Source organism: Leptolyngbya iicbica LK (assembly GCF_004212215.1).
GTDB lineage: Bacteria > Cyanobacteriota > Cyanobacteriia > Phormidesmidales > Phormidesmidaceae > Halomicronema > Halomicronema iicbica.
The window spans coordinates 163571-183807 of the sequence record NZ_QVFV01000008.1 but is presented as its reverse complement, the minus strand read 5'-3'; the positions used below and the strand labels follow the sequence as shown (position 1 = coordinate 183807).

Annotated in this window: 12 protein-coding genes; 3 read left to right on the top strand and 9 right to left on the bottom strand. The window is 54.3% G+C overall.

Annotation, left to right across the window (positions count from 1 at the left end):
- The first annotated feature begins 198 nt into the window (after positions 1–198).
- From DYY88_RS21335 to pyrG, 3 genes are all read left to right on the top strand, one after another.
- Positions 199–582 carry an endonuclease domain-containing protein gene (locus tag DYY88_RS21335; RefSeq protein WP_039726300.1) on the top strand — a complete coding sequence of 128 codons (384 nt, stop codon included), beginning with the start codon at positions 199–201 and terminating at the stop codon, positions 580–582.
- 367 nt (positions 583–949) lie between these two features.
- Complete coding sequence (locus DYY88_RS21325; protein WP_039726299.1) at positions 950–1540, top strand: Uma2 family endonuclease; 591 nt, start codon at positions 950–952, stop codon at positions 1538–1540.
- 146 nt (positions 1541–1686) lie between these two features.
- Entirely contained in the window at positions 1687–3330 is a 1644-nt protein-coding gene (pyrG, locus tag DYY88_RS21320; protein ID WP_044151137.1) for a CTP synthase, read from the top strand.
- Positions 3331–3494: 164 nt separating this feature from the next.
- Here pyrG and DYY88_RS21315 read toward each other — a convergent pair whose 3' ends face one another.
- The 9 genes from DYY88_RS21315 to DYY88_RS21275 form a co-directional block, all read right to left on the bottom strand.
- Positions 3495–4676, bottom strand: coding sequence for a hybrid sensor histidine kinase/response regulator (locus DYY88_RS21315; protein ID WP_039726298.1), 1182 nt, complete (start codon positions 4674–4676; stop codon positions 3495–3497).
- Between the two features lie 642 nt (positions 4677–5318).
- Positions 5319–8636, bottom strand: a complete 3318-nt coding sequence (locus DYY88_RS21310; protein WP_084607026.1) for a PAS domain S-box protein — start codon at positions 8634–8636, stop codon at positions 5319–5321.
- Positions 8637–8948: 312 nt separating this feature from the next.
- Positions 8949–9365, bottom strand: a complete 417-nt coding sequence (locus DYY88_RS21305) for a response regulator (protein ID WP_039729687.1) — start codon at positions 9363–9365, stop codon at positions 8949–8951.
- Positions 9365–11701, bottom strand: a complete 2337-nt coding sequence (locus tag DYY88_RS21300) for a PAS domain-containing protein (protein ID WP_052288332.1) — start codon at positions 11699–11701, stop codon at positions 9365–9367. Before DYY88_RS21300 ends, DYY88_RS21305 begins: the two co-directional genes overlap by 1 nt.
- 1180 nt (positions 11702–12881) lie before the next feature.
- On the bottom strand, positions 12882–13790 hold the full coding sequence (locus tag DYY88_RS21295; protein WP_039726297.1) for a DUF4349 domain-containing protein: 909 nt from the start codon (positions 13788–13790) through the stop codon (positions 12882–12884).
- Positions 13791–14175: 385 nt separating this feature from the next.
- Positions 14176–14643: a DM13 domain-containing protein gene (locus tag DYY88_RS21290; protein WP_039726294.1), complete on the bottom strand. Its 468-nt coding sequence runs from the start codon at positions 14641–14643 to the stop codon at positions 14176–14178.
- 408 nt (positions 14644–15051) lie between these two features.
- The gene (locus tag DYY88_RS21285; protein WP_044151136.1) at positions 15052–17721 is read right to left on the bottom strand and encodes a chloride channel protein; all 2670 of its coding nucleotides are present in this window, start codon (positions 17719–17721) and stop codon (positions 15052–15054) included.
- A gap of 100 nt (positions 17722–17821) precedes the next feature.
- Entirely contained in the window at positions 17822–19129 is a 1308-nt protein-coding gene (locus DYY88_RS21280; protein WP_039726293.1) for a TldD/PmbA family protein, read from the bottom strand.
- Positions 19130–19283: 154 nt separating this feature from the next.
- A complete protein-coding gene (locus DYY88_RS21275; RefSeq protein ID WP_039726292.1) occupies positions 19284–20219 on the bottom strand; it encodes a LysR family transcriptional regulator in 936 nt (311 codons plus the stop codon).
- Between the last annotated feature and the right edge of the window lie 18 nt (positions 20220–20237).

Genomic DNA, 20237 nt, shown 5'->3' with positions numbered 1-20237 from the left:
CGCCTCGCTCCTCGATTTGTCAAATCCCGACCACGGTTAGCTTGCAGCTTTCACCGCCATAGTTTTGTCCCTGTACTTTGGTTGGACTTAGCCAATTCCCCTCCGAGGGAGGGGCTAGGGGTGGGTTCTTGTCACTTACCAGACCGCTTCAGGATGATTGTCTGGGAATGCTACAACTATCCCAGACAAAGATGAGCGATGGGCAAAACTCCTGACTTTCTACCCTATAACCCAAAGCTAAAAGCGATCGCTCGGCGGCTAAGAAACAACATGACGCCAGCTGAAATAACCTTATGGCAGCATCTCAAAGGTAAACAGATGGCTGGCTTTGACTTTGATCGCCAAAAACCAATTGATGAATACATTGTTGACTTCTACTGCAAGCGGCTGAAACTAGCAATTGAGGTCGATGGTTCTTCTCATAATTGCAAAGAGTCTCAAATTCAAGATCGCTATCGACAATCACGGCTTGAATCTTTAGGTATTAACTTTCTACGATTTCAGAATAGTGAGGTACAGCATGAAACGGAAGCCGTTTTGACCACTATTCGGGCTTGGATTTCAAGTCATCCAGTACGATAGCAAAGCCAAATTTCTCCTGGCAGCGTTTAATGGCAGACAGCAACAATTCCCGACACTCAAACTGCGTGCGCCGAAATTCGCGATTGTTGCATCGCACTGTGACGTGGTAGCAATAGCCTGCAAGTAGCTGACGAGGTTGGCGAGACATCCCAATGATGGCCGATCACTCTGTCTCTACTGTGCGCGATCGCCTGCGCAAACAGGACGTGTCCTTCGCCGTCGTCAACATTCATTGCGCGGCAGGCGGGAACGCTTCGGGGTTAGGTGGGAACCATTCAGAGCCGGGCGGGAATCGTTGAGCAGTCGGTCTTGATCGCCCAGAACATCCCATCGTTAAAATAGGTTTATTGCTGCGGAGATCGTTCCCATGAGCCAAGCCGTCTCTCGCCCATCCAATTACTTAACCTTTGAGGAATACCTGGCCCGTGATCGCGACACCGACCAGCGGCAAGAACTCGTGAATGGAGCGATCGTCGAGATGCCACCCGAATCTGAAGGCAACAACGACATTGCTAGAAAGCTGCTGTTTGAGCTCGCTAAGCTGCTACCGATTACGCTGATCGCCTACAAAGATACTGAGATTGAAGTAACCGGACGACGGGCCACCTGCCGCATTCCTGATTTGCTGGTGCATACAGCAGAGTCAAAAGCCGCGATCGCCGACGCCCGTCGCGCCACCATTACCCGCGATATGCCACCACCAGCCCTCGTGGTCGAGATTGTCAGCCCTGGACAAGTCAATCAAGAACGAGATTATCGCTATAAGCATACCGAGTACGCCGCTCGGGGCATCGCTGAATATTGGATCGTTGACCCAGCCACTCAGCAGGTGACGCTTTGCCTCTGGGTCAATGGACGCTACGAGGACAGCGTGTATACCGACAGCGAAAAACTGAAGTCAACTGTGGTACCGGAATTTGCCCTAAGTCCTAGAGAAATTTTTGCAATTCGTGGTTAAGAGACCCTGGACAAATCTCCCGCGTGAATTTGCAGGGCTGTGGCAAAATTAATGGGTTGAAATTTCAACGGGACGTGGCGATCGCCCCTGGCAACTGGGTGAGGAGAGGGCGCGAGATCGCCAGTAGGCACTGAGATAGAGGGAATATGGCTAAGTTTGTCTTTGTCACGGGTGGCGTGGTTTCCAGCATTGGGAAGGGCATCGCCGCCGCAAGTTTGGGGCGGCTGCTCAAATCGCGGGGCTACTCCGTTTCCATTTTGAAGCTCGATCCCTACATCAACGTCGATCCGGGCACGATGAGTCCCTTTCAGCATGGCGAAGTCTTTGTCACCGAAGACGGGGCCGAAACCGACCTCGACCTCGGCCATTACGAGCGCTTTACCGACACGGCCATGTCACGACTCAACAGCGTGACCACGGGTTCGATTTACCAGGCAGTGATTAACAAAGAGCGGCGCGGCGACTACGAAGGCGGCACGGTGCAGGTGATCCCGCACATCACCAATGAGATCAAAGAACGGATTCACCGGGTGGCCCGCAACACCAATCCCGACGTGGTGATTACCGAAATTGGCGGCACGGTGGGCGACATCGAGTCCCTGCCGTTTTTAGAAGCGATCCGGCAGTTTCGCAAAGACGTGGGTCGCCATGATGTGATTTATATGCACGTCACCCTGGTGCCTTACATCGCCGCAGCGGGCGAGGTCAAAACGAAGCCCACTCAGCATTCGGTCAAGGAACTGCGCTCCATCGGCATTCAGCCTGATATCCTCGTCTGCCGTTCCGAAAAGCCTATCCCCTACAGCATTAAGGAAAAGATTTCCGAGTTTTGCAACGTCCCAACAGACTGTGTCATCACCACCCATGATGTCGGCAGCATTTACGAAGTGCCGCTGATGGTGGAGCAGGAAGGATTAGCCCATCAAGTGCTCGACATTTTTGGTCTGGAGCAGCGAGAGCCCGATCTGACTCACTGGCAAGCGATCGTCGATGGCATGCACAACACCTATCGCGATGTGGAAATTGCGATCGTGGGCAAATATGTCAGCCTCAACGATGCCTATAAATCTGTCTCGGAAGCGTTGCAGCACGCGGCGATCGCCGCCCACGCCAATCTCAAAATTCGCTGGGTCAACTCCGAAGATCTGGAAGAACAGTCACCGGAAATTTTGCTCAAGGGCATTGACGGCATCGTGGTGCCAGGGGGCTTTGGTACCCGGGGCGTCGATGGCAAAATTCGCGCCATCCAATATGTGCGAGAAAACCAGATTCCTTTTCTGGGGCTGTGTTTAGGGATGCAGTGTTCGGTGGTGGAATGGGCGCGCAACGTGGCCCATCTGGAAAGAGCTAACAGTTCAGAAATGGACCCCGACACGCCCAACCCGGTCATTAGCCTGCTCCCCGAACAGCAGGACGTGGTGGATTTGGGCGGCACCATGCGGCTGGGGCTCTATCCCTGCCGGATTAAACCCGATACCCTGGCGAGTCGGCTGTACCACGACGAAGTGATTTACGAACGGCACCGCCATCGCTACGAATTCAACAACGCCTTTCGCAATCTGTTTGACGAGTCAGGCTACGTGATTAGCGGCACCTCACCAGACGGTCGCCTAGTGGAGATGATCGAATATCCCCACCACCCGTTCTTTATTGCCAGTCAGTTCCACCCCGAGTTTCAATCTCGTCCCAGTGCGCCGCATCCCCTATTTTTAGGCTTTATGCAGGCCGCTTGTGGCGCCAAGGAAGACAATCATGCAGTACCAGCGCTGACAGCAGACAGTCTCGCTTGAGGATAGCAGCGGGCATGGCAGATACCTTGACCCTGGCGCAGGTGGCCGACACCACTGGTAGAGGCGATCGCCCTTGAGCAACAACGCACCATCGACTCTAGAGTTTCAAAGCCCTCAGCCATGACGGCTAAATCCATTGCAAGGACGTGTTACTTGCGGTTTGGTCAGTCCTGAGAAGGGTTGATGGATGCTGTGTTGACGTCAGGGGCGATCGCTAAATTCAGGGGTAAATGGATCATCACCTTCGTACCAGATGCCACTTGGCTGTGTACTTCAAACGTCCCACCAGCCTGTTCGACAATTTTATGCACGATACGCAAGCCAATTCCCACGCCTTGTTGTTCATACAGCTGTCGATCAAACTGCATAAAAGCACCAATTTTGGTGGTTTGCTCAGGTGTCATACCACGGCCAAAGTCTTGCACTGTCAGGGTTAGTTGATTCTGATCAATTTTCCCCATTACGTTAATAGGGGTATCGGGTTGTGAAAACTTCAAGGCATTATCCACCAGCTCTCGCAGGGCAATCACCAAATACCGCTGCGATATCGATACTGGCCCAGCGTCAAAATCACACATTAAGTCTGAGGCTCGCCCCATTTTTTGAGCACAGGTAGACAGTTCTGCGAGTAATCCATCACCCGGAAATAGCCAATCCTCTGAGTCCTCTTGAGAAGATGAAGACGAGTGCTTTAACTCCAGTTCCAGATAAATTAAAAACTTCTGAGTCAGACCTTCTAAACGGCGAGTTGATGTTTCAGTCCAGTCTAAGATTTCCTTGATCTCATCCACATCCATCTCTTCAAGGTCATCTTTAAGAAGCGATAGGGTGCCTAAAATACCGTTAATGGGCGTGTTCAATTCATGGGATAGGCTCCGAGCTAAATTACCTCGCAGCTCATCTAAAGTTTCTTGTAAAAATGAGACTGTGTTGGCTTGCAGAGCCGATAAATTTTGAATTTCATCATACTGTTGTTTCATCCGCAACATTGACTGAATGCGGGCTTTTAACTCAATTGAGTTAATGGGTTTAGTCACAAAATCGTTGGCCCCAGCCGTCAGACAATGGGACATGATCAGGTTGTTATCTAAAGCTGTCACCATGATGATCGGCACAGTCTTCCATTGAGCTTGAGCCCGAATTTTTTGACAGGTTTCGGCCCCATTAATACCCGGCATCATGACATCTAGCAAGATCAAATCGGGGTTTACTTTATTCAGTGCCACCAAAGCTGATTCACCACTATTGACATAGTGAAACTCGTAGTCGCACCGATCTAATAAAGCCTCAATTACGTCAAAGTTGATGGGGTCATCATCGACCACCAAGATACAGCTTTTATTCATACTTTTAGAGCGCAATCCTTTTGACCAGGCCAACTTTATACATTGCCAAATAGCATGACTACTGGCTAAGCGTAGTGCTTTTTATCGGTCTTCTCAAGTGCCCTATCTAACGTCAGTGCGGGTTAAGCCAAAAACCCTTTACTTTCCCCTCCTAAGAGGGACTGATGGGGTGGGTAAGCCACTGACAGCGCCCACCCCGTCCTTCGGACACCCCTCCCGAAGAGGGGATTGGCGATCCCACAGGTGAGCAAAGGCGCTCGAATTTCTTATCCCGAACTAAGGTTATCTATGGTTTTGAGATTGATGTTACTCACCGTGATCGACAGTCAAGCTGAGAGTCACTCGGCAATTCAATATAGGCCGCTGACATAGAGCCGCTTTTAGATGCATTACCTCTTAAGCTACCCAACCGGAGCACGACGCTAACGATTGAGCCGACTCCGCTTTCATTCCGCCTATAGACTCATACTCGCCAATTCGTGAGCATCAGAGTGAATGGGCAAAGTCGTCTTGCCGATGTGAGACTCCTCTCCTTGAAGATCTCGTGCAGCATCGGTTTCGGTGGGCGCGATTCAATGGTGACAGACGCCGTTGCGGTGCAACATCCTCCGCTAAAGCCTCCTCGATCGTGGCGCGATCGGGTCAAGGACGGCCGAGCAACCCTTGAATTTGTGTCACGAGGTCTCGAAGTTTGACCGGCTTGCTCAGATAGTAATTGGCCCCAGCGGCAATACATCGATCGCGATCGCCCTTCATCGCGAGGGCTGTCAACGCGATAATGGGCACCTGTGCCAGCGCTGGATTAGGCATTTGGCGAATCTGCCGAATGGCTTCGAGACCATCCATTTCCGGCATCTGCACATCCATCAAAATGAGATGCGGGGCATGAACTGCGACTTGGTCTAGCGCCTCGCGGCCGGTCCTGGCAACAATCAGTTCATAGCCTTTGGCCTGCAAGTAACTCGAGAGCGTACTGAGATTGGCCTCATTGTCTTCAGCCAGTAAGATGAGCGGCTGGTGAGGGGAAGCAGGCAAATTGGGATCTGATGAAGCAGGCTTTAGGGGAGACGTCTGCTGAGGCATTGTACTGCCGGTGCCCAAGGGGAGATCAACCCTAAAGCAACTGCCGACCCCCACCTCACTGGTCACCTCGACTTGGCCACCATGTAACTGCACAATCCGTTTAACCAATGCCAAACCGAGGCCCGTGCCCATTTGTCGACGATTGAGGGCACCGTCAATTTGTACAAATGGCCGGAAGAGCTTGTGGCGATCGTGGGAGGCAATGCCGATTCCGGTGTCGATTACAGACAAGCGCATGGTTTGAATATCAGCTAAGGACTGCTGGTCATTAGCGTCTAACAACTCTACTTTGAGGGTGATTTCTCCGCCGGTGGGCGTAAACTTGACGGCATTGCTGAGCAAATTAATCAACACCTGATTGATGCGCCGTTCATCCACCACAATGTCTGGCAGTCGATCGGGGATGTCAGCCTGCAATTGAATTTGCTTCTTCAACGCTTGCTGGCGCACAAACGACAGACTGTTCTGACAAAGTGTGGCGACCGAAGTGGGAGCTAGATGCAGTTCCATCTGGCCGGCTTCGACCTTAGAGAGATCCAGAATGTCGTTAATCAAAGTGAGCAGATGGTTACTACTCCGTTCGATCGTGCCGAGGGCTTTAAGTTGGCCCTCATTGAGGGAGCCAAAAACCTGCTCTTGCAATCCTTCAGTCATCCCCAAAATGGCATTCAGGGGAGTGCGTAGCTCGTGACTCATGTTGGCTAAGAACTCATCCTTTAGCCGCGTCGCCCGCGCGAGTTGAGTGTTGGTGCGTTGCAGTTTGGCCTCGGCTTGTTTGCGATCGCTAATGTCATGGGCAATGCCTAAACAACCCACGATATTGCCGTCACTGTCATAGTGGGGTGAGGCATTTGACGTATGCCAGCGCCAACTCCCATCTTTATGCTTGACGCGATACTCCACGCCCTGTTGTTTCTGACCGGTATCAAGGATCCTGTCCAAAAAAGCCAGGCATTGAGACACGTCTTTGGGATGGACGAAGGGTTGAAAAGGCTGATTGAGAACTTCGTCGATGTCATGTCCTAAAATCTCGGTCCAATTCGGAGAGATGTAGTTAAAAATGCCGTCGCTATTCAAGATATAAATAATGTCGTTAGCATTTTCGACCAAGTTGCGAAACTTCTCTTCGCTACTGGCTAAAAGCTGCTGCGCTTCTTGGCGTTCTGTAATATCAATCGAAATGCCACAAAGGTTGCTGAGATTGCCCTCTGAATCTCGCAGCAAAAATTTATTAGACAAAAATGTGCGCTGCTTACCATGAATTGTCAGCACTTCTTCAAAGCGACGGAACTCTTCGTCAGCCAAAATTGACTGATCATTTTGTCGGACTTGCGCAGCATCTTGAGGTAAAAAAATGGCATCTTCAGTTTTGCCAATGATGTCATCAAAGCGGCAAGCAAACAGTTCTAAAAAGGCATGATTGACGAGTGTATAGCGTCCCTGCAAATCTTTGGCATAGATGATTGAGGGCGCAAAATTGAGAAACGCCTGCAACTGCGCTTCGCTTTTCTGCAGTGCGGCGGTACGTTGGGCGACTCGACTTTCCAGTTCCTGATTGAGGTTGGCCAGGGCGGTGGCGGCTTGTTCACGTTCCTTCGCAAGGGCGATCGCGGTCGCCAAAGACCGTAGCATCTCCGCTTCTACGGCATCCCATTCTTTTTCCGCATGGCAATCATCGAGCCCGATAAAGCCAAACATCTCCCCATTGGCAATTAGAGGCACCTCTAAGATGGAGCGAATACCTTGATCGACTAAATACTGTCGCTCCGGCCAAGGAATTTGGGAGACGGGACAGTTCACCACACCGACCGTGCGAAATTGCTCATACAACCACGGCAGATCTCGCTGACAATGCAGATTTTGCAAGCGAGGATTATTCTGTTGTGACGCCACGCCCGGCTGACACCATTCCACCGTCTGACTCACCCAGCAGTCATGGGCCTCATCTCGCACCTGCTCAAATACATAGGCTCGATCAGCGCCAGACATTTCGGCCAAGACCGGCAAAATAAAATCATATAAAGCTTGATTGACGGGGGTGCTGAGTAGCAACTGCTGGATCTCGACCAGCGCTGTCATGTAGCGATCGCGCTTAGCCAGTTTCAACTCTGCCTGTTTCTGTTCCGTGATGTCGCGGATAATCAACATCGCTTCATCGGTGTCAACTTTCACGACGCGCACTTCTTCATAGTGCTGTTCGCCGTTAATTTCAATCGCTTGCTCATAGACTTGCAGCTCGCCAGTCGATATCGCTTGCAGCGTCGCCCGCATTTTCAGTTCAGCCAGTTCTGGGAGGGAAAAGTCAAAGACAGAATGACCCACCGGATCGATGCCCCCGAAGCACACATCGCGATCGGGGGGAATAGACAACACCTCTTGATAAATACCATCTGCGCCAATCACAAAAATGATGTCAGGAATGCCCGCCAGAAACGCCCGCGTTTGGGTCTGGCTGTACAGCAGTGCGGTTTCTGCCCGTCGCCGCTGCTTGCGCACGTTGGCTTCTCGCAGTTCCCGGCGAATCGACTCGGCTAACCGAGTCAAATTGTTTTTCATTAAGTAATCATTGGCACCCGCTTTCATCAGGGCGACCGCCACCGTTTCACCGATGGTGCCCGAGACCACAATAAAGGGAATGTCGAGACGGCTCTGTTGCACCAGTGATAACGCCTCTGAGGCGGTGAAGCCGGACATGTTGTAGTCCGAAATGATGAGATTCCAGGGACACTTTGGCAACGCCGTGATCAGCTCAGTCGCGGTTTGCACTCGTTCCCACACGACATCAAAGCCACTGCGTTTGAGGTGACGCAGCAGCAACAACTCATCATCTTCAGAATCTTCAAGTAACAACAGGGTTAAAGAATTTGGATCCATCATGTCAATGTTTGTTACCAGTAGACTCGGTAGCTAGCCCGGTGCTGGGTGTCTGCCTCACCCCCCATGCTTCAGGCTAATCCGGTAGAAGTTTTACGCTGTCTTATTTAACGGTCACGATGGCCGTTCGAGCGGCCTGGGCCGTGGGGTGCCGGTAGCATCATTCCACCGACGACAAGGGCGATAGGTTCGCAACTTTGCCGACCGAAGTACGACAGAACTGGAGTCGATAACATCGCGATCGCCAGTCGTGCTCTCAGGGGTGCCATATTCAATGGCGGCCGTTTACCAGGCAACCCGCGACAGGATGAACTCTTAAGGAGGCATCGGTTCATTAATCACGGCCCAGTACAGACCGAGTTGACTCACTGCCGTCGTAAATTGCTGAAAATCGACCGGCTTACAGACGTAGCTATTGGCGCCAAGCGCATAACCTTCAGCAATATCCCGGTCTTCCTTTGACGAAGTGAGCAACACCACCGGCAACGAGTGCCAACGATCATGGGCGCGAATCTGCCGGAGCACCTCTAAACCAGGAATTTTGGGCAGTCTAAGATCTAACAGCACCACACAGGGCAGCACCGATAACTGAGACAGCGTATCCAGCGCTTCTTGGCCGCTGCGAGCCACAATGATTTCGTTTTGCAGATTGTTTCGACGCAGAGCCCGCAGGGTCAGGGCTTCATCGTCGGGGTTATCCTCAACCAGCAAGATACTTCTAAGATGCGTCATCATCCTCTCGTCCCTTGATTTGTGGCGTTGTCTGAGGCCATCGGCAAAGAAAAGTAAATGGTGGCCCCAGCTTCAACGGCCCCAGTGCCCCACATCTTGCCCCCATGCCGCTGAATAATGCGCTTGGCCGTTGCCAAACCCACGCCAGTGCCCGGAAATTCGGTCATATTGTGCAATCGCTGAAAGACCCCAAACAGCATGTCAGCATGGGCCATATCGAAACCAGCGCCGTCATCGCGGATGAAATAAGTGGGCTGCTCGCCGCGATCGCACTGCCCCAGTTCGATCTGGGCGGTGGGGTGATGCTGGGTAAATTTCCAGGAATTTTGGACCAAGTTGCTGATCACCACACCGAGCAAGGTGCGATCGCCCCAGGCCACTACCTGTGGCGGCACGATCAGGGTGACTTGGCGATCGGGGTTGATGGTTTGCAGTTCAGTGATTTCCGCTGTCACTAAGTCACTCAGATTGACCCACGTACAAGTCATCGCACTCCGGGATACCCGACTCAACGCCAACAGAGCATTGATTAAGTCATTCATGCGGGCCACATTGTGGCGAATGCGATCAAAGTACCTTTGCCCGAGTTGATCAAATTGATCGCCATAGTCTTCTAAAAGCGCTTGACTAAAGCCCTCGATCGCCCGCAATGGTGCTCGCAAATCATGGGAAACGGAATAAGCAAACGCCTCTAACTCATCATTCGAAGCCGCTAATTGGGCCGACGTTTGTCGCAGTTGCGCTTCTGTCTGCTTGCGCTCGGTGATATCGAGCAAGACACCGACGAGCTGCACCAATTCACCCGCCGCATTGAAAATCGGTTCGCCTCGGGCTTGCAAATACATCAGCCGCCCGTCCGGATGAAAGGCGCGCAAATCCAGATCGTAAGGTTGCTGGGTTTTGATCGCTTCTTGCACCACGCGATCGTGATATGCCTGGTCGTCAGGATGATAAATGGTCAGCAGTTCGGCATAGCTTGGTGGCCCCAAAGCTGGATCGCGACCAAAAATCTCAAACACTTCATCCGACCAGATGATGCGGCCCGTCGCCACCTCAAATTCCCAGCTGCCCAGCTTCGCGATGCGCTGCGCCGTTTTGAGGTGAGCTTCGCGGCGACGCAGCTTCATTTCCAGCTGGCGATGCTCGGTGATGTCGCGAGCCGCAGCGTAAATCAAGTCCCCCTGGGGCTGCGAATACCATTCGATGTAGCGGTAGCTGCCATCGCGGCAACGATACCGATTGACAAAGGACTGAACCCGCTCTTGATGGGTGAGTTGCGCGATCGCCGCCAGGGTCTCTTCGATATCGTCAGGATGCACCAGTGCTAAAAATGACTGTCCCTCCAGTTCCGCCGGGGCATATCCCAGCGTGGTTTCCCAGGCCTGGTTAACGCGCCGAAAGTAGCCTTCAGTATCAGCAATGCATAGCAAATCAAGCGCCACCGTGAAGAAATTTTCGAGTTCTTCCTTGGTCTGCTGCGTCTCTAGTTCAGCTCGTTTTTGCTGAGTAATGTCAATGTGACAGCCAATCATCCGTAGGGGCTGCCCCTGCTCGTCCCAGGCCACCACTTCCCCGACGCAGTTCACCCAAACGATGTCCCCATTTTTGTGGTGATAGCGCACCTCGTTATCAAACGGTTCTTGCCCTCGACTCGATACATGGCGTTCAAAGCTCGCCATCACTTTGGCCAAATCTTCCGGAAAAATCAGATTTTGCCAGGCTTCCGGCGCATTCGGTAGTTCGTGGTCGGCATAGCCAAACATCCGCTTAAATCCCGGACTCAAATATTCTTGATTCGCCGGAATATCCCAGTCCCAATACCCGGCCAGTAAGGTGTCAAAGATGGCCTCAACACTCATCACCGACAGCGGGGTTCCCCTCAGCGAATTCACCGCTGGAGCTGTTTCTGCAGGCGATGGGGGTGACATCTCTTGCGCTGTTGAGGCAGGAATCGGGACAGCGGCCACGGCAGACCACAAACTCTCTCGCGTAATCATGCCAACGAGACGCTGCTGCTCATCAACCACGGCGATGGGGACGACAGGGGGCGATCGCCAGACATCAGTAATGACATCGCCATCACTCAAAGCGACCTCTGACAATATTGCCTGCGGTGACACTAGCACTTCTGACAAGGAAAGCTGCGGCAGTGCGGCAGGGTTAGCACTTAAGTGAACCACTGTGGCAACCGTCAGAACCCCTAAAATGCGATCGCCTTCGAGCACCCAAACGTGATTTGGATCACAAGATTTTGACGTCTTTAGATCACCAAAAGATGCCATATCTGGCGTCATCAAAGCAATGGCATCGAGCAAATAAGTGTTCGGTGAAACCACCGTCAGTGATCGTACGACTGCTGAACTTAAATTTTGTGGCAGCGGATTATTTGATGTGCCTATCGCGGATTTCAATTGCATGAATTGTAAAAAATGCCGAATCCATCAGCCTGACTAAAAGGATTTTTCACATGGTATCGGATAAAACCATGCCAGCCCGCATCCTAACTGCAGGATTGCATTTACTATTGTCGCTGATCTGGCTTAACCGCAGTGTGAAGCTTTGATGGGTTCATCCACCAATCAGCACCCTAATCATACCCAGGTCATACAGCTCGACCCCTTATATTCAAGTTACTTAAACAGGACAGGAAGCGTTCAGGGACTAGAAAATTCGATACAAAGCTTGTTTTTGTAAAAATAAAGCCTGTTTTTATGAATTGTTAAATCTTTTACCGTACTTCTCTTCAGTGCAATTTTAAATTTATTGGGCAAGTTTTCAAAACCTTGCGGCATCGATCGTTAACATCGATCGCTGCCATTAGATAGAACGCTTTATCTAAATAGTGGCAAACGATCAGAGGATGAAGACGCTCACTCTGTTGCTTAACTTTGAGGCTAGTGCGGGTAGGATTCTGTTATGGCCTTCAACAGATTTATCGGCGTGATGTTCAGCCACAAGGGTATCTTGTCATCGGCTCAGCGCTGCGATCGCGACACCTCAGCCTTAAAAATTCGGCAATCAAGACCACCCTCATTAACGACGCTCAGATACGTGCGAACTTGAAAAGTCACGACCGAGTCGTCTCAAACAACAGCACTCGCTACCTCTCAACCTTTTTGTCGCGAATCCCTATTAGTTGTGCCGCCTAAAACTGCTAGCGGCTGAGTTTTATAAGGACCTCAATTTTGCTTTTTGAATGGTGCTACACCTGGCATGCCGCAACGATATCTAGCCAGTAAAAGTTGGCAATCCACTCGCCCCAGTTGCACCAACGGGGCCACTATTTACCGGCTGGCGCGTCACTCTTTTCGCCAAGGATGATGCCCTTGCAAGTTGCGGAGGAGGGTTGGAGTAATGGAGTGGGGACAAGATAGCTTGCGCTCTTGTCCGAGCAAACCAGCCCGGTGTGCAGCGGGGCAGCGGGGTAGGCTCTCGCAATGACTGGGTAGCCAAAATTATTGCGAGAGCAGGGGTGGCTGTTAAGCGGGCGACTAACTCCCTTGGCAACAATCCGCCCTAGTCGATAGGAGGCTGCAGCGATCGCCGCTGCTGCCAAGTCCGCCGGCCCAACCAGCCGCTCAACACCAAAATGCCAATGTAGGGGCTAAAGGCCAAGAGCCACAGTAAGACCTGGAGCAATCCTACGCTCATGGTTTGCATGGCCCCACTGGCAGTCTCCCAGGTTTGACTCAGGGTCTCGCCAATAGGCGACGAGGGGGGAGCAACCGCTTGGTCACTCATCAGCGTCAGGTTAATGGTGGAATAGGCGACTTGGTTTTGCAGGCTTTGAAGTTGCGCGTCATTGCGCTCGATCGCTTCGCGCACGGTGCTCAGTTCGCGACTCACTTCCAACACTTCGGCAATGGAGCCCGAGCGTTCCATAATGGCCAGCAGTGACTCTTCGGACTTGCGCAAATTGCGGATGCGCGCCTGCAAATCGACCAGTTGACCCGAGACATCCGACGCAGTGATGGCTTGATGATTGACCTCACCCAGCTGCTTTAAGGCCGTCAAAGTAGCCTCTAGATTGGCCTGCGGCACCCGCAGTTGCAACGTCACCTGACGGGGCTGATCTTCGGCAGTGCCCGCGTCAGACAACTGCAGCAAATCACCCTGATACTGAGCCAGAATGTCTGACACGGCGGCGATCGCCGCATCCACATCCGCCATTTCTAGCTGCAGAGTCGCCTGCTTGATGAGCTGCGTACGACTCTGAAAGTTGCTCGTCGCGACGGGACTTGCGGGAGCCGCCTCCCTCGCAGCCGGAGCCTGGTCGCCGGATGTCGCCACTTCCAAATCTGACATCGCGGTTTCGCTCGGCGCCAGGTTACTGGGCGCACCACTGCAGCCGACGAGGGCGATCGCACTCAACAGACCGACGGCCCAAACGGTTTTGGATTGAACGCTACGAGTTCCTAAACGCATCTTGCTCACCTTGCGACCAACTTGTTGTTCACAGTATGGAAAGGGCAACCGCAAACCTGGGCTCAGTTTCAAGAACTGCAACGGGTGCGATCGTTCGGTAGTTACCGAGCGATCGCACCCGTCTAGAAAACTCATACCAGTTCTGGACTTTGCCGCTACCCTTGGCCCTCATCCCACCCCTGTCCCAAGGGATAGCCCAAGGGGCATTCAAAAAAGGGAGAGAAGCTTTGAAGAGACGGTTTTTGTAGTTCTGCTTCAGAAAAGTGCCCTGAAAATACCCCCAGCCGATCGCTCCAGGCACCCGGTCCCTCACACCCCAGAGGTCGCCCCTTTTTATCGGTGGGGGCGTCGCAACCGCATCGTGGACGACTGGCATAACCAGTTGCTAGAGCGGCGCGTAACCAAAGGTGACGTCGAACTCACGGCACCAAATCGCGACCGCCGTGTAATCGTCCACATCAATGCTGGCATCGACCAAATAGCGCTGCCCGCCCTCAAAGCTTTGCAAGTCGCCGACTACCGCATAGTTCGAGCCTTCGATGTTGACGGGTACGGTAGCACCATCGGCATAGAGGACGACCTGCACATCAGGGCCATTGGCCGTGCTAAAAGCGCTGTCAAAGACCAGATAGGTCTGGCCATTCTCCGTAACGATGCTGGCGGTGCCGGTCGTGGCTTTTGCTTGGTCTACGGTGACAAACTGTCCTGTCGCTTGGGCGATCGCGACGGTTTCAGACGCTTGAGGAACGGGGGCGATCGCGGCCAAATTCAACGGCTTCAGCGCATTTGCGCCAGAGGCCAAAGTGAAGCCAACAGTCAGGGTGGATAGGGTGGCTAGAATTAAACGCTGCATGGGTCAAATCTCCTAAATCGGTACATGAGTTGCTTGATGACTATCGTCACGGCCCTGGGTGAGAAAGCCGGGACTGTGCCCTGAGAAAGCGCTGAGCAAACTCTGGACGATCTAAAAAAGACCTGAGAACCACCGCCGGGTGATCAGTGAAAGCCCCCAACGTTGAAAGCCTCAGTTGCAACTGAATGGCAGTTTTATAGGCTTGTGCAGATAGCTCCGTGTATCTCTTTGGCAGAAAAATGAGGGGATTAGGAAGCAGTGATGTTATAAAGTCTAAGTTTGATCGGGCAGGCATCTGGCCTGCTCCGGGACAGCCGAGACGGCTGTCCACGCCTAAATTTAATTCCCATGCTGGAAACTTTTGTGCTCTCGGCACCTAACGGCGGATTGCTATGCCAGCCTGGTGGGCTAAAAGATTTCTGTGGTGATCACGCGATCTTTGCCATCTTCACTATCCACAATGCGAATGGCTTTGGCGTTGATGGAGTTGTACTGCACCAAAATCACGGTAGCGCTGCTCCGTTGGGCCACTTCGAGGGGAATGTTGCCCTTGATCACATGGCTAAACAGGCTCTCGCGACTGGCCCCGACAATCATCACATCCGTCTGAAACTGGGTACTCAAATCGACGATCGCGGTGGCGATGTCTTCCTGCACTGTCATGTGGGTTTTGACGGTGGCCTGCAGACGACGTTCAAGAATGCCCGCCCGGCGCACCAATTGCCGGTGCATACAGTGTTGGTCATCGCGCTTAGTAGCGATCGCGCACAAATGCACCTGGGGCTCGTGGCCCAAGCTCATCAGGGCGGGCATCAGCCGCAGCGCCAGCTTTGAATTGGGGCCACCCGCCGAGGGCAACAGCCAGCGATTGAACTGGGGCGTCGTGCCCGGTTTCACCACAATCACCGGACAGGGAGCCTGGCGCAAGAGGGTGTCGACCACATTGCCGACCAGTCGCCCCGGCGTCAGGGTGGGGCGTCGCCAACCGATCATCACCTGATCGATGTGGCGTTTTTTAATCACTTCTAACAGCGTGGTGGCGACATCATGGGCCACCCGAATCTGGGTGTGCAGCGGCACTTTGGTGCCCTGAACCCGCTGCTGAGCCAGACGCAACAGCTGTTGGCTGGGACCCAGATCGACCGCCGCTTCTTCCGGGGGAATGGCCCGGGGCACGATGACAACATGCACACATTCCAGTTCGTATTCCTGCTGGCGGGCGATCGCCACCGCCATATTGAGCAATAACGGAGCCGTTTCAGGATCGCTGAGGGGCACCAGCAGCCGCCCCCGCCCCACAGCGGGCGATCGCGTGCGGTAAATGCCACAGGAGGGGGTCGTCGCGGGGCCAGCTTCCGTCGAGGTGCCGCTCAACCGTTCTGATTCGGCCCGAATGATATCGCCGCGCGTGATGATGCCCACCAGCTTGTTGCCATCCGTGACGGGAATGCGGCTCACCTTCAGCCGATTCAACAAATCCAGCACGTGGGGCAGCGAAGACTCCGGCGTCACCGTCAACGGCTCTGGGGTCATGATGTCTTGCAAGAGCAAATCGCTGGCGCGACTCTGGGTTTTATCCCCCAGATCCGTCTGGGTCACAATGCCCACCAGTTTGCCCTGGTGCAACACAGGAAAGCCGCGATGGTGAGATCGCGAGAAGGCCTCCAACGCTTCGGACACCGTCATCGTGGCGGACAGCGTTTCGACCCGACGCTGCATCAAATCTTCCGCCGTGAGGTTGGCCCAGGGATTCGCGTCTGCCGGTGTCGCGCTCAGGTGAATGCCCTGAAACGCCAGCAGGCGATCGTAAATCGAGCCGGACGAAATGCGGTCGCTGAAAATGTAGGCCAGCCCCGAGCCAATCATCAGCGGCAGCACCAGATTGAAGTTGGCGGTCATCTCAAACACGATGACGATCGCGGTAATGGGACCACGAGTTACGGCGCTAAAAAATGCCCCCATCCCCGTCAGGGCATAGGTCGTGGTGTTGCTGCTCGCCAGGGTATCTACCGGCAACCCCATTAAACCGTGGCTGGTTTGGGCAACAAAGCTGACCAAACAGCCCAGCGCCGACCCCAACACCAGAGCGGGGGCAAACAGGCCCCCCGAAGCGCCAGAACCATAGGCCAGCAGTGTGAGCAAAAATTTCAACACAAAGGCGATCGCGATCACCTGCCAGGCGGCATTGCCCGTCACGAGAATTTCTCGCAGGCCAGTATTGTCTTGGGCCGCGATCGGCAAGACCGCACCCACCAGCCCGGTAAAGCCCCCCGCCAAGCCAATCCGCAACGGCAAGCTGACTGTTTTCATCTGCTGAAACAGATGCAGACTGGTAAAAATGCCCTTGCTAAATAGGCCGCCAAAAATCCCCGCGAGAATGCCGAGCAGCACCAAAAAAGGAATATCCTGCACCGATAGCCCCGTTTGCATGGTGCCAAAGGTACTCAGGTTGAGCCCCTGGCCGCCGAGCAACCGCGACACCACCGCCCCGACAAAGGACGCCAGGATGGCGGTGCCCAACGTCAAGTTCGAAAAGTCTTGCAGCAGTTCCTCAACGACAAACAGCACCCCAGCAATGGGCGCATTGAACCCGGCGGCTAAGCCCGCTGCCGCGCCTGCCGCAATCAACTGCCGCCGATATTCCGGTGAGGTGGGCACCCACTGACTCAGTTGCGCTGCCAGGGCCGCGCCAATCTGCACCGTCGGCCCCTGCCGTCCCAACGATAGCCCCGAGCCGAGCGCCAAAATGGTGCTGCCCAGCTTCGCCAGCGCCACCCGCAAGTTCAGGGGAATATCCACATAGGCGAGGGCCGCTTTGACCTTGGGAATGCCACTGCCAGCGGCTTCCGGTGCCACCCGTTCGAGCAACCAACCCGACATTGTGCCCCCCAAGAACCCGACCAGCGGCAACAGCAGCCATGGGGGCAACGCACTGGTCAGCCGCCACCCGGTTAAAATTTCCACGCTTTGTTTGAGCGCGACGGCGGCTAAACCGGAGACAACTCCGATGATGCAGGCCTCAAGGAAGGCAACCCGTTTGGGACCAAAAAATCGGTGCAAGCGCCGAAAGCGCAGCATAGCGTGGGGGCGTGAAACAACAATCGAGAGAATGCCCAGTTCACCGTTTGGGACGCAACGCGGGAGAGCGAACCCGGGCTCTCGCCGAGCGATCGCGGGCTTATCGGGCTCCCGTCACCGAGAGACCCGCTAACAGGACCGAGGGCGTAAAACAGGCACCATTCCAATCCGCGTCTCGCCCCATCGCCTGTAGATTCATCAAAGCAGTATAGACATTCCCTGACACCATCGTATCCTTTACCCGCCCCTGAATCTCGCCCCGCCGCACCCGGTAGCCCAGGTCGATATTGATGGAAAAATCGCCAGAGATGCCAGCGGTTTCGCCCAAAATCTGATCCACCACGATCGCATCATCCAGTTGTTGGATCAGTTCCGCCAGAGTCAATTGCCCTGGTTCGATCAGGGTATTGAAGAGGCCCGGCGTGGGGGCACTGCCCAACCCAGGACGAAACCCATTACCGGTGGAACCGCCACCGAGCTCTTGCCCCACTGTGCGATCGGTGTAGAACAATCGCAGCACGCCCTGCTCAATAAAGGTGAGCTTTTGGGCGGGGGTGCCCTCATCATCAAAGGGACAGCTAAATGGCCCGGTGTCGGGATCTTGATAGAGGGTGAGGGCCTCAGAGGTGACTTTTTCGCCCAGGCGATCGCTCCACGGTGAGGAGCCTTCGCGCACGCGCTTGCCACTGAGCGCCGCCTGCACCGTCCCCCAGAGGATGTCGGCGGCTTTGGCGGTGAACAGCACCGGGACGCGGCCAACCACCGGCTCAACGTTGCGGTCGGCCCAGGCCAACCGTTTCAAAATCTGCTCGGCCAGGGCTTCAGGGGCCAGCGCATAGCGTTTCACCTGGCCATCGCCCACGCTCAAGAAGTCGTCGCCGCGCACCCATTCGACCCCCAGGTAAGCGCTCAGCGTAATGTCGCTGTAGCCATAGTCCAGCCCCCGCGAGTTCACCAGGCGGGTAATTTCTGTGTCGCACTCCAATTCCGCTTCGCACAGCACTTCGGGATACTGATCGCGGATCAGGGCGATCGCGGTGTTGCCCCACTCGATCATTTGCGCTACCGAGACCGCTGCCCCCACATCGGGAAAATGCTGCGCCGTGCCTTCGTTGAGTTGAATCTCTTCGGGGTCGTTGAGCTGGCTAATGGCGATCGCCTTATCCACCAGGGCTTGAGGCGCGATCGGTCCGTGGGCCACCGCAATGCCCGGTCGTCCATCTCGCCAGAGCCGGAGCGCCGTGCCAGCTAAATTATTGCTCTCAAGCTGTTTCAGCCGATTCGCTTCAAAAAAAACGGGATGGGCCGACGAGCTCGACTGAAAGACTTCCGCTGCTTCCGCGCCTGCCTGCTGGGCCAAATCGAGCAGTTGTTCTGGCAAGGTATTCCAGTGTGATGCTGCCCCCATGCGACCGATGCCAATCCCAAACTGCGTTTTGATATCCCCCTATCATCTCGGATCGCGGTCATTTCGACCAGTGGGGAATGCAGCGTTTATCCGATCGCTCTCAACGGCGACAGCTCTGCAGTGATCACCTTTGGAAACGCATGGGCCGTATTCGTCACCAGCCTCCAGCCACGGGCTGCATCACCCGCTGGGCAGCGGTCCAAACTTGCTTCAAGGTATCCATAAAGGCAAAGACCGGCGGCGTTTGCAGCGCCTCAGTCAGTTGAATCACCCCAATCACGCGCACCAACGGCGTTGGTAACTCAGTCAGCGTCAGATTAGCGGGAATCGGTTCTGCCGCGAGCTGCGCCATGATCGTCGCCCCCAGCCCCTTTTGCACCATGCTCAAAATGGTGGAATCCTCCCGCACTTCATAAACGGGCTTAACCGCCAAATGGGTATGGGCAAAATGCTGCTCAATCAGGTTGCGACAGCCGTCATCGGGTGGGGCCAGAATGAGGGGCAGCTTCACCAACCGCTCCCAAGTGTTGGGACCCTTCAGGTAATCGCTGTGGGGGGGCAGCAATAGCACATAGCGATCGCGCAACAGTTCCCACGCCGTAAACTCTGGCGTAGTGGGTAAGTAAGTAAAGCCAATGTCGGCATTGCCCTGACGCACTTCGCGTTCCACCTGTTGCGACTGGTGGTATTCTTCGATCTTGACCTGAATGCCGGGATAATCGTTGCGAAACTGCTGGATCACCTCTGGCAAGATGTGAGTCGCGACACTCCGGAATCCAGCAATGCGCACGGTGCCTTGCTGCAAGCCCCGGGACTGCTGCGCCAGCTGGCCAATCCGCTCTAGCGAGTCCATCAGGCGGCGGGCTTCAGCGGTGACTTCTTCACCCAAAGGAGTTAGGGCCGCCCCTTGGCGACCGCGGTTAAGCAACACGACGCCTAACTCGTCTTCGAGGATGGCGATCGCGTGGCTGACGGCAGATTGGGAGAGATCGAGGTCAAGGGCCGCATCGCTAAAGGTGCCGCTGTCGGCGATCGCCACTAAGGCGCGCAACTGCGAAATCTTTAGCCGAAACGGATTGATATCACCCATACTGCCTACATCCTGGTT

Bases quoted from the DNA above. Each gene is read 5' to 3' on its own strand.
- DYY88_RS21285 (WP_044151136.1), bottom strand. From the start codon at position 17,721: ATGCTGCGCTTTCGGCGCTTGCACCGATTTTTTGGTCCCAAACGGGTT.
- DYY88_RS21280 (WP_039726293.1), bottom strand. From the start codon at position 19,129: ATGGGGGCAGCATCACACTGGAATACCTTGCCAGAACAACTGCTCGAT.
- DYY88_RS21315 (WP_039726298.1), bottom strand. From the start codon at position 4,676: ATGAATAAAAGCTGTATCTTGGTGGTCGATGATGACCCCATCAACTTT.
- DYY88_RS21290 (WP_039726294.1), bottom strand. From the start codon at position 14,643: ATGCAGCGTTTAATTCTAGCCACCCTATCCACCCTGACTGTTGGCTTC.
- DYY88_RS21335 (WP_039726300.1), top strand. From the start codon at position 199: ATGGGCAAAACTCCTGACTTTCTACCCTATAACCCAAAGCTAAAAGCG.
- DYY88_RS21325 (WP_039726299.1), top strand. From the start codon at position 950: ATGAGCCAAGCCGTCTCTCGCCCATCCAATTACTTAACCTTTGAGGAA.
- DYY88_RS21305 (WP_039729687.1), bottom strand. From the start codon at position 9,365: ATGACGCATCTTAGAAGTATCTTGCTGGTTGAGGATAACCCCGACGAT.
- DYY88_RS21275 (WP_039726292.1), bottom strand. From the start codon at position 20,219: ATGGGTGATATCAATCCGTTTCGGCTAAAGATTTCGCAGTTGCGCGCC.
- DYY88_RS21295 (WP_039726297.1), bottom strand. From the start codon at position 13,790: ATGCGTTTAGGAACTCGTAGCGTTCAATCCAAAACCGTTTGGGCCGTC.
- DYY88_RS21310 (WP_084607026.1), bottom strand. From the start codon at position 8,636: ATGATGGATCCAAATTCTTTAACCCTGTTGTTACTTGAAGATTCTGAA.
- pyrG (WP_044151137.1), top strand. From the start codon at position 1,687: ATGGCTAAGTTTGTCTTTGTCACGGGTGGCGTGGTTTCCAGCATTGGG.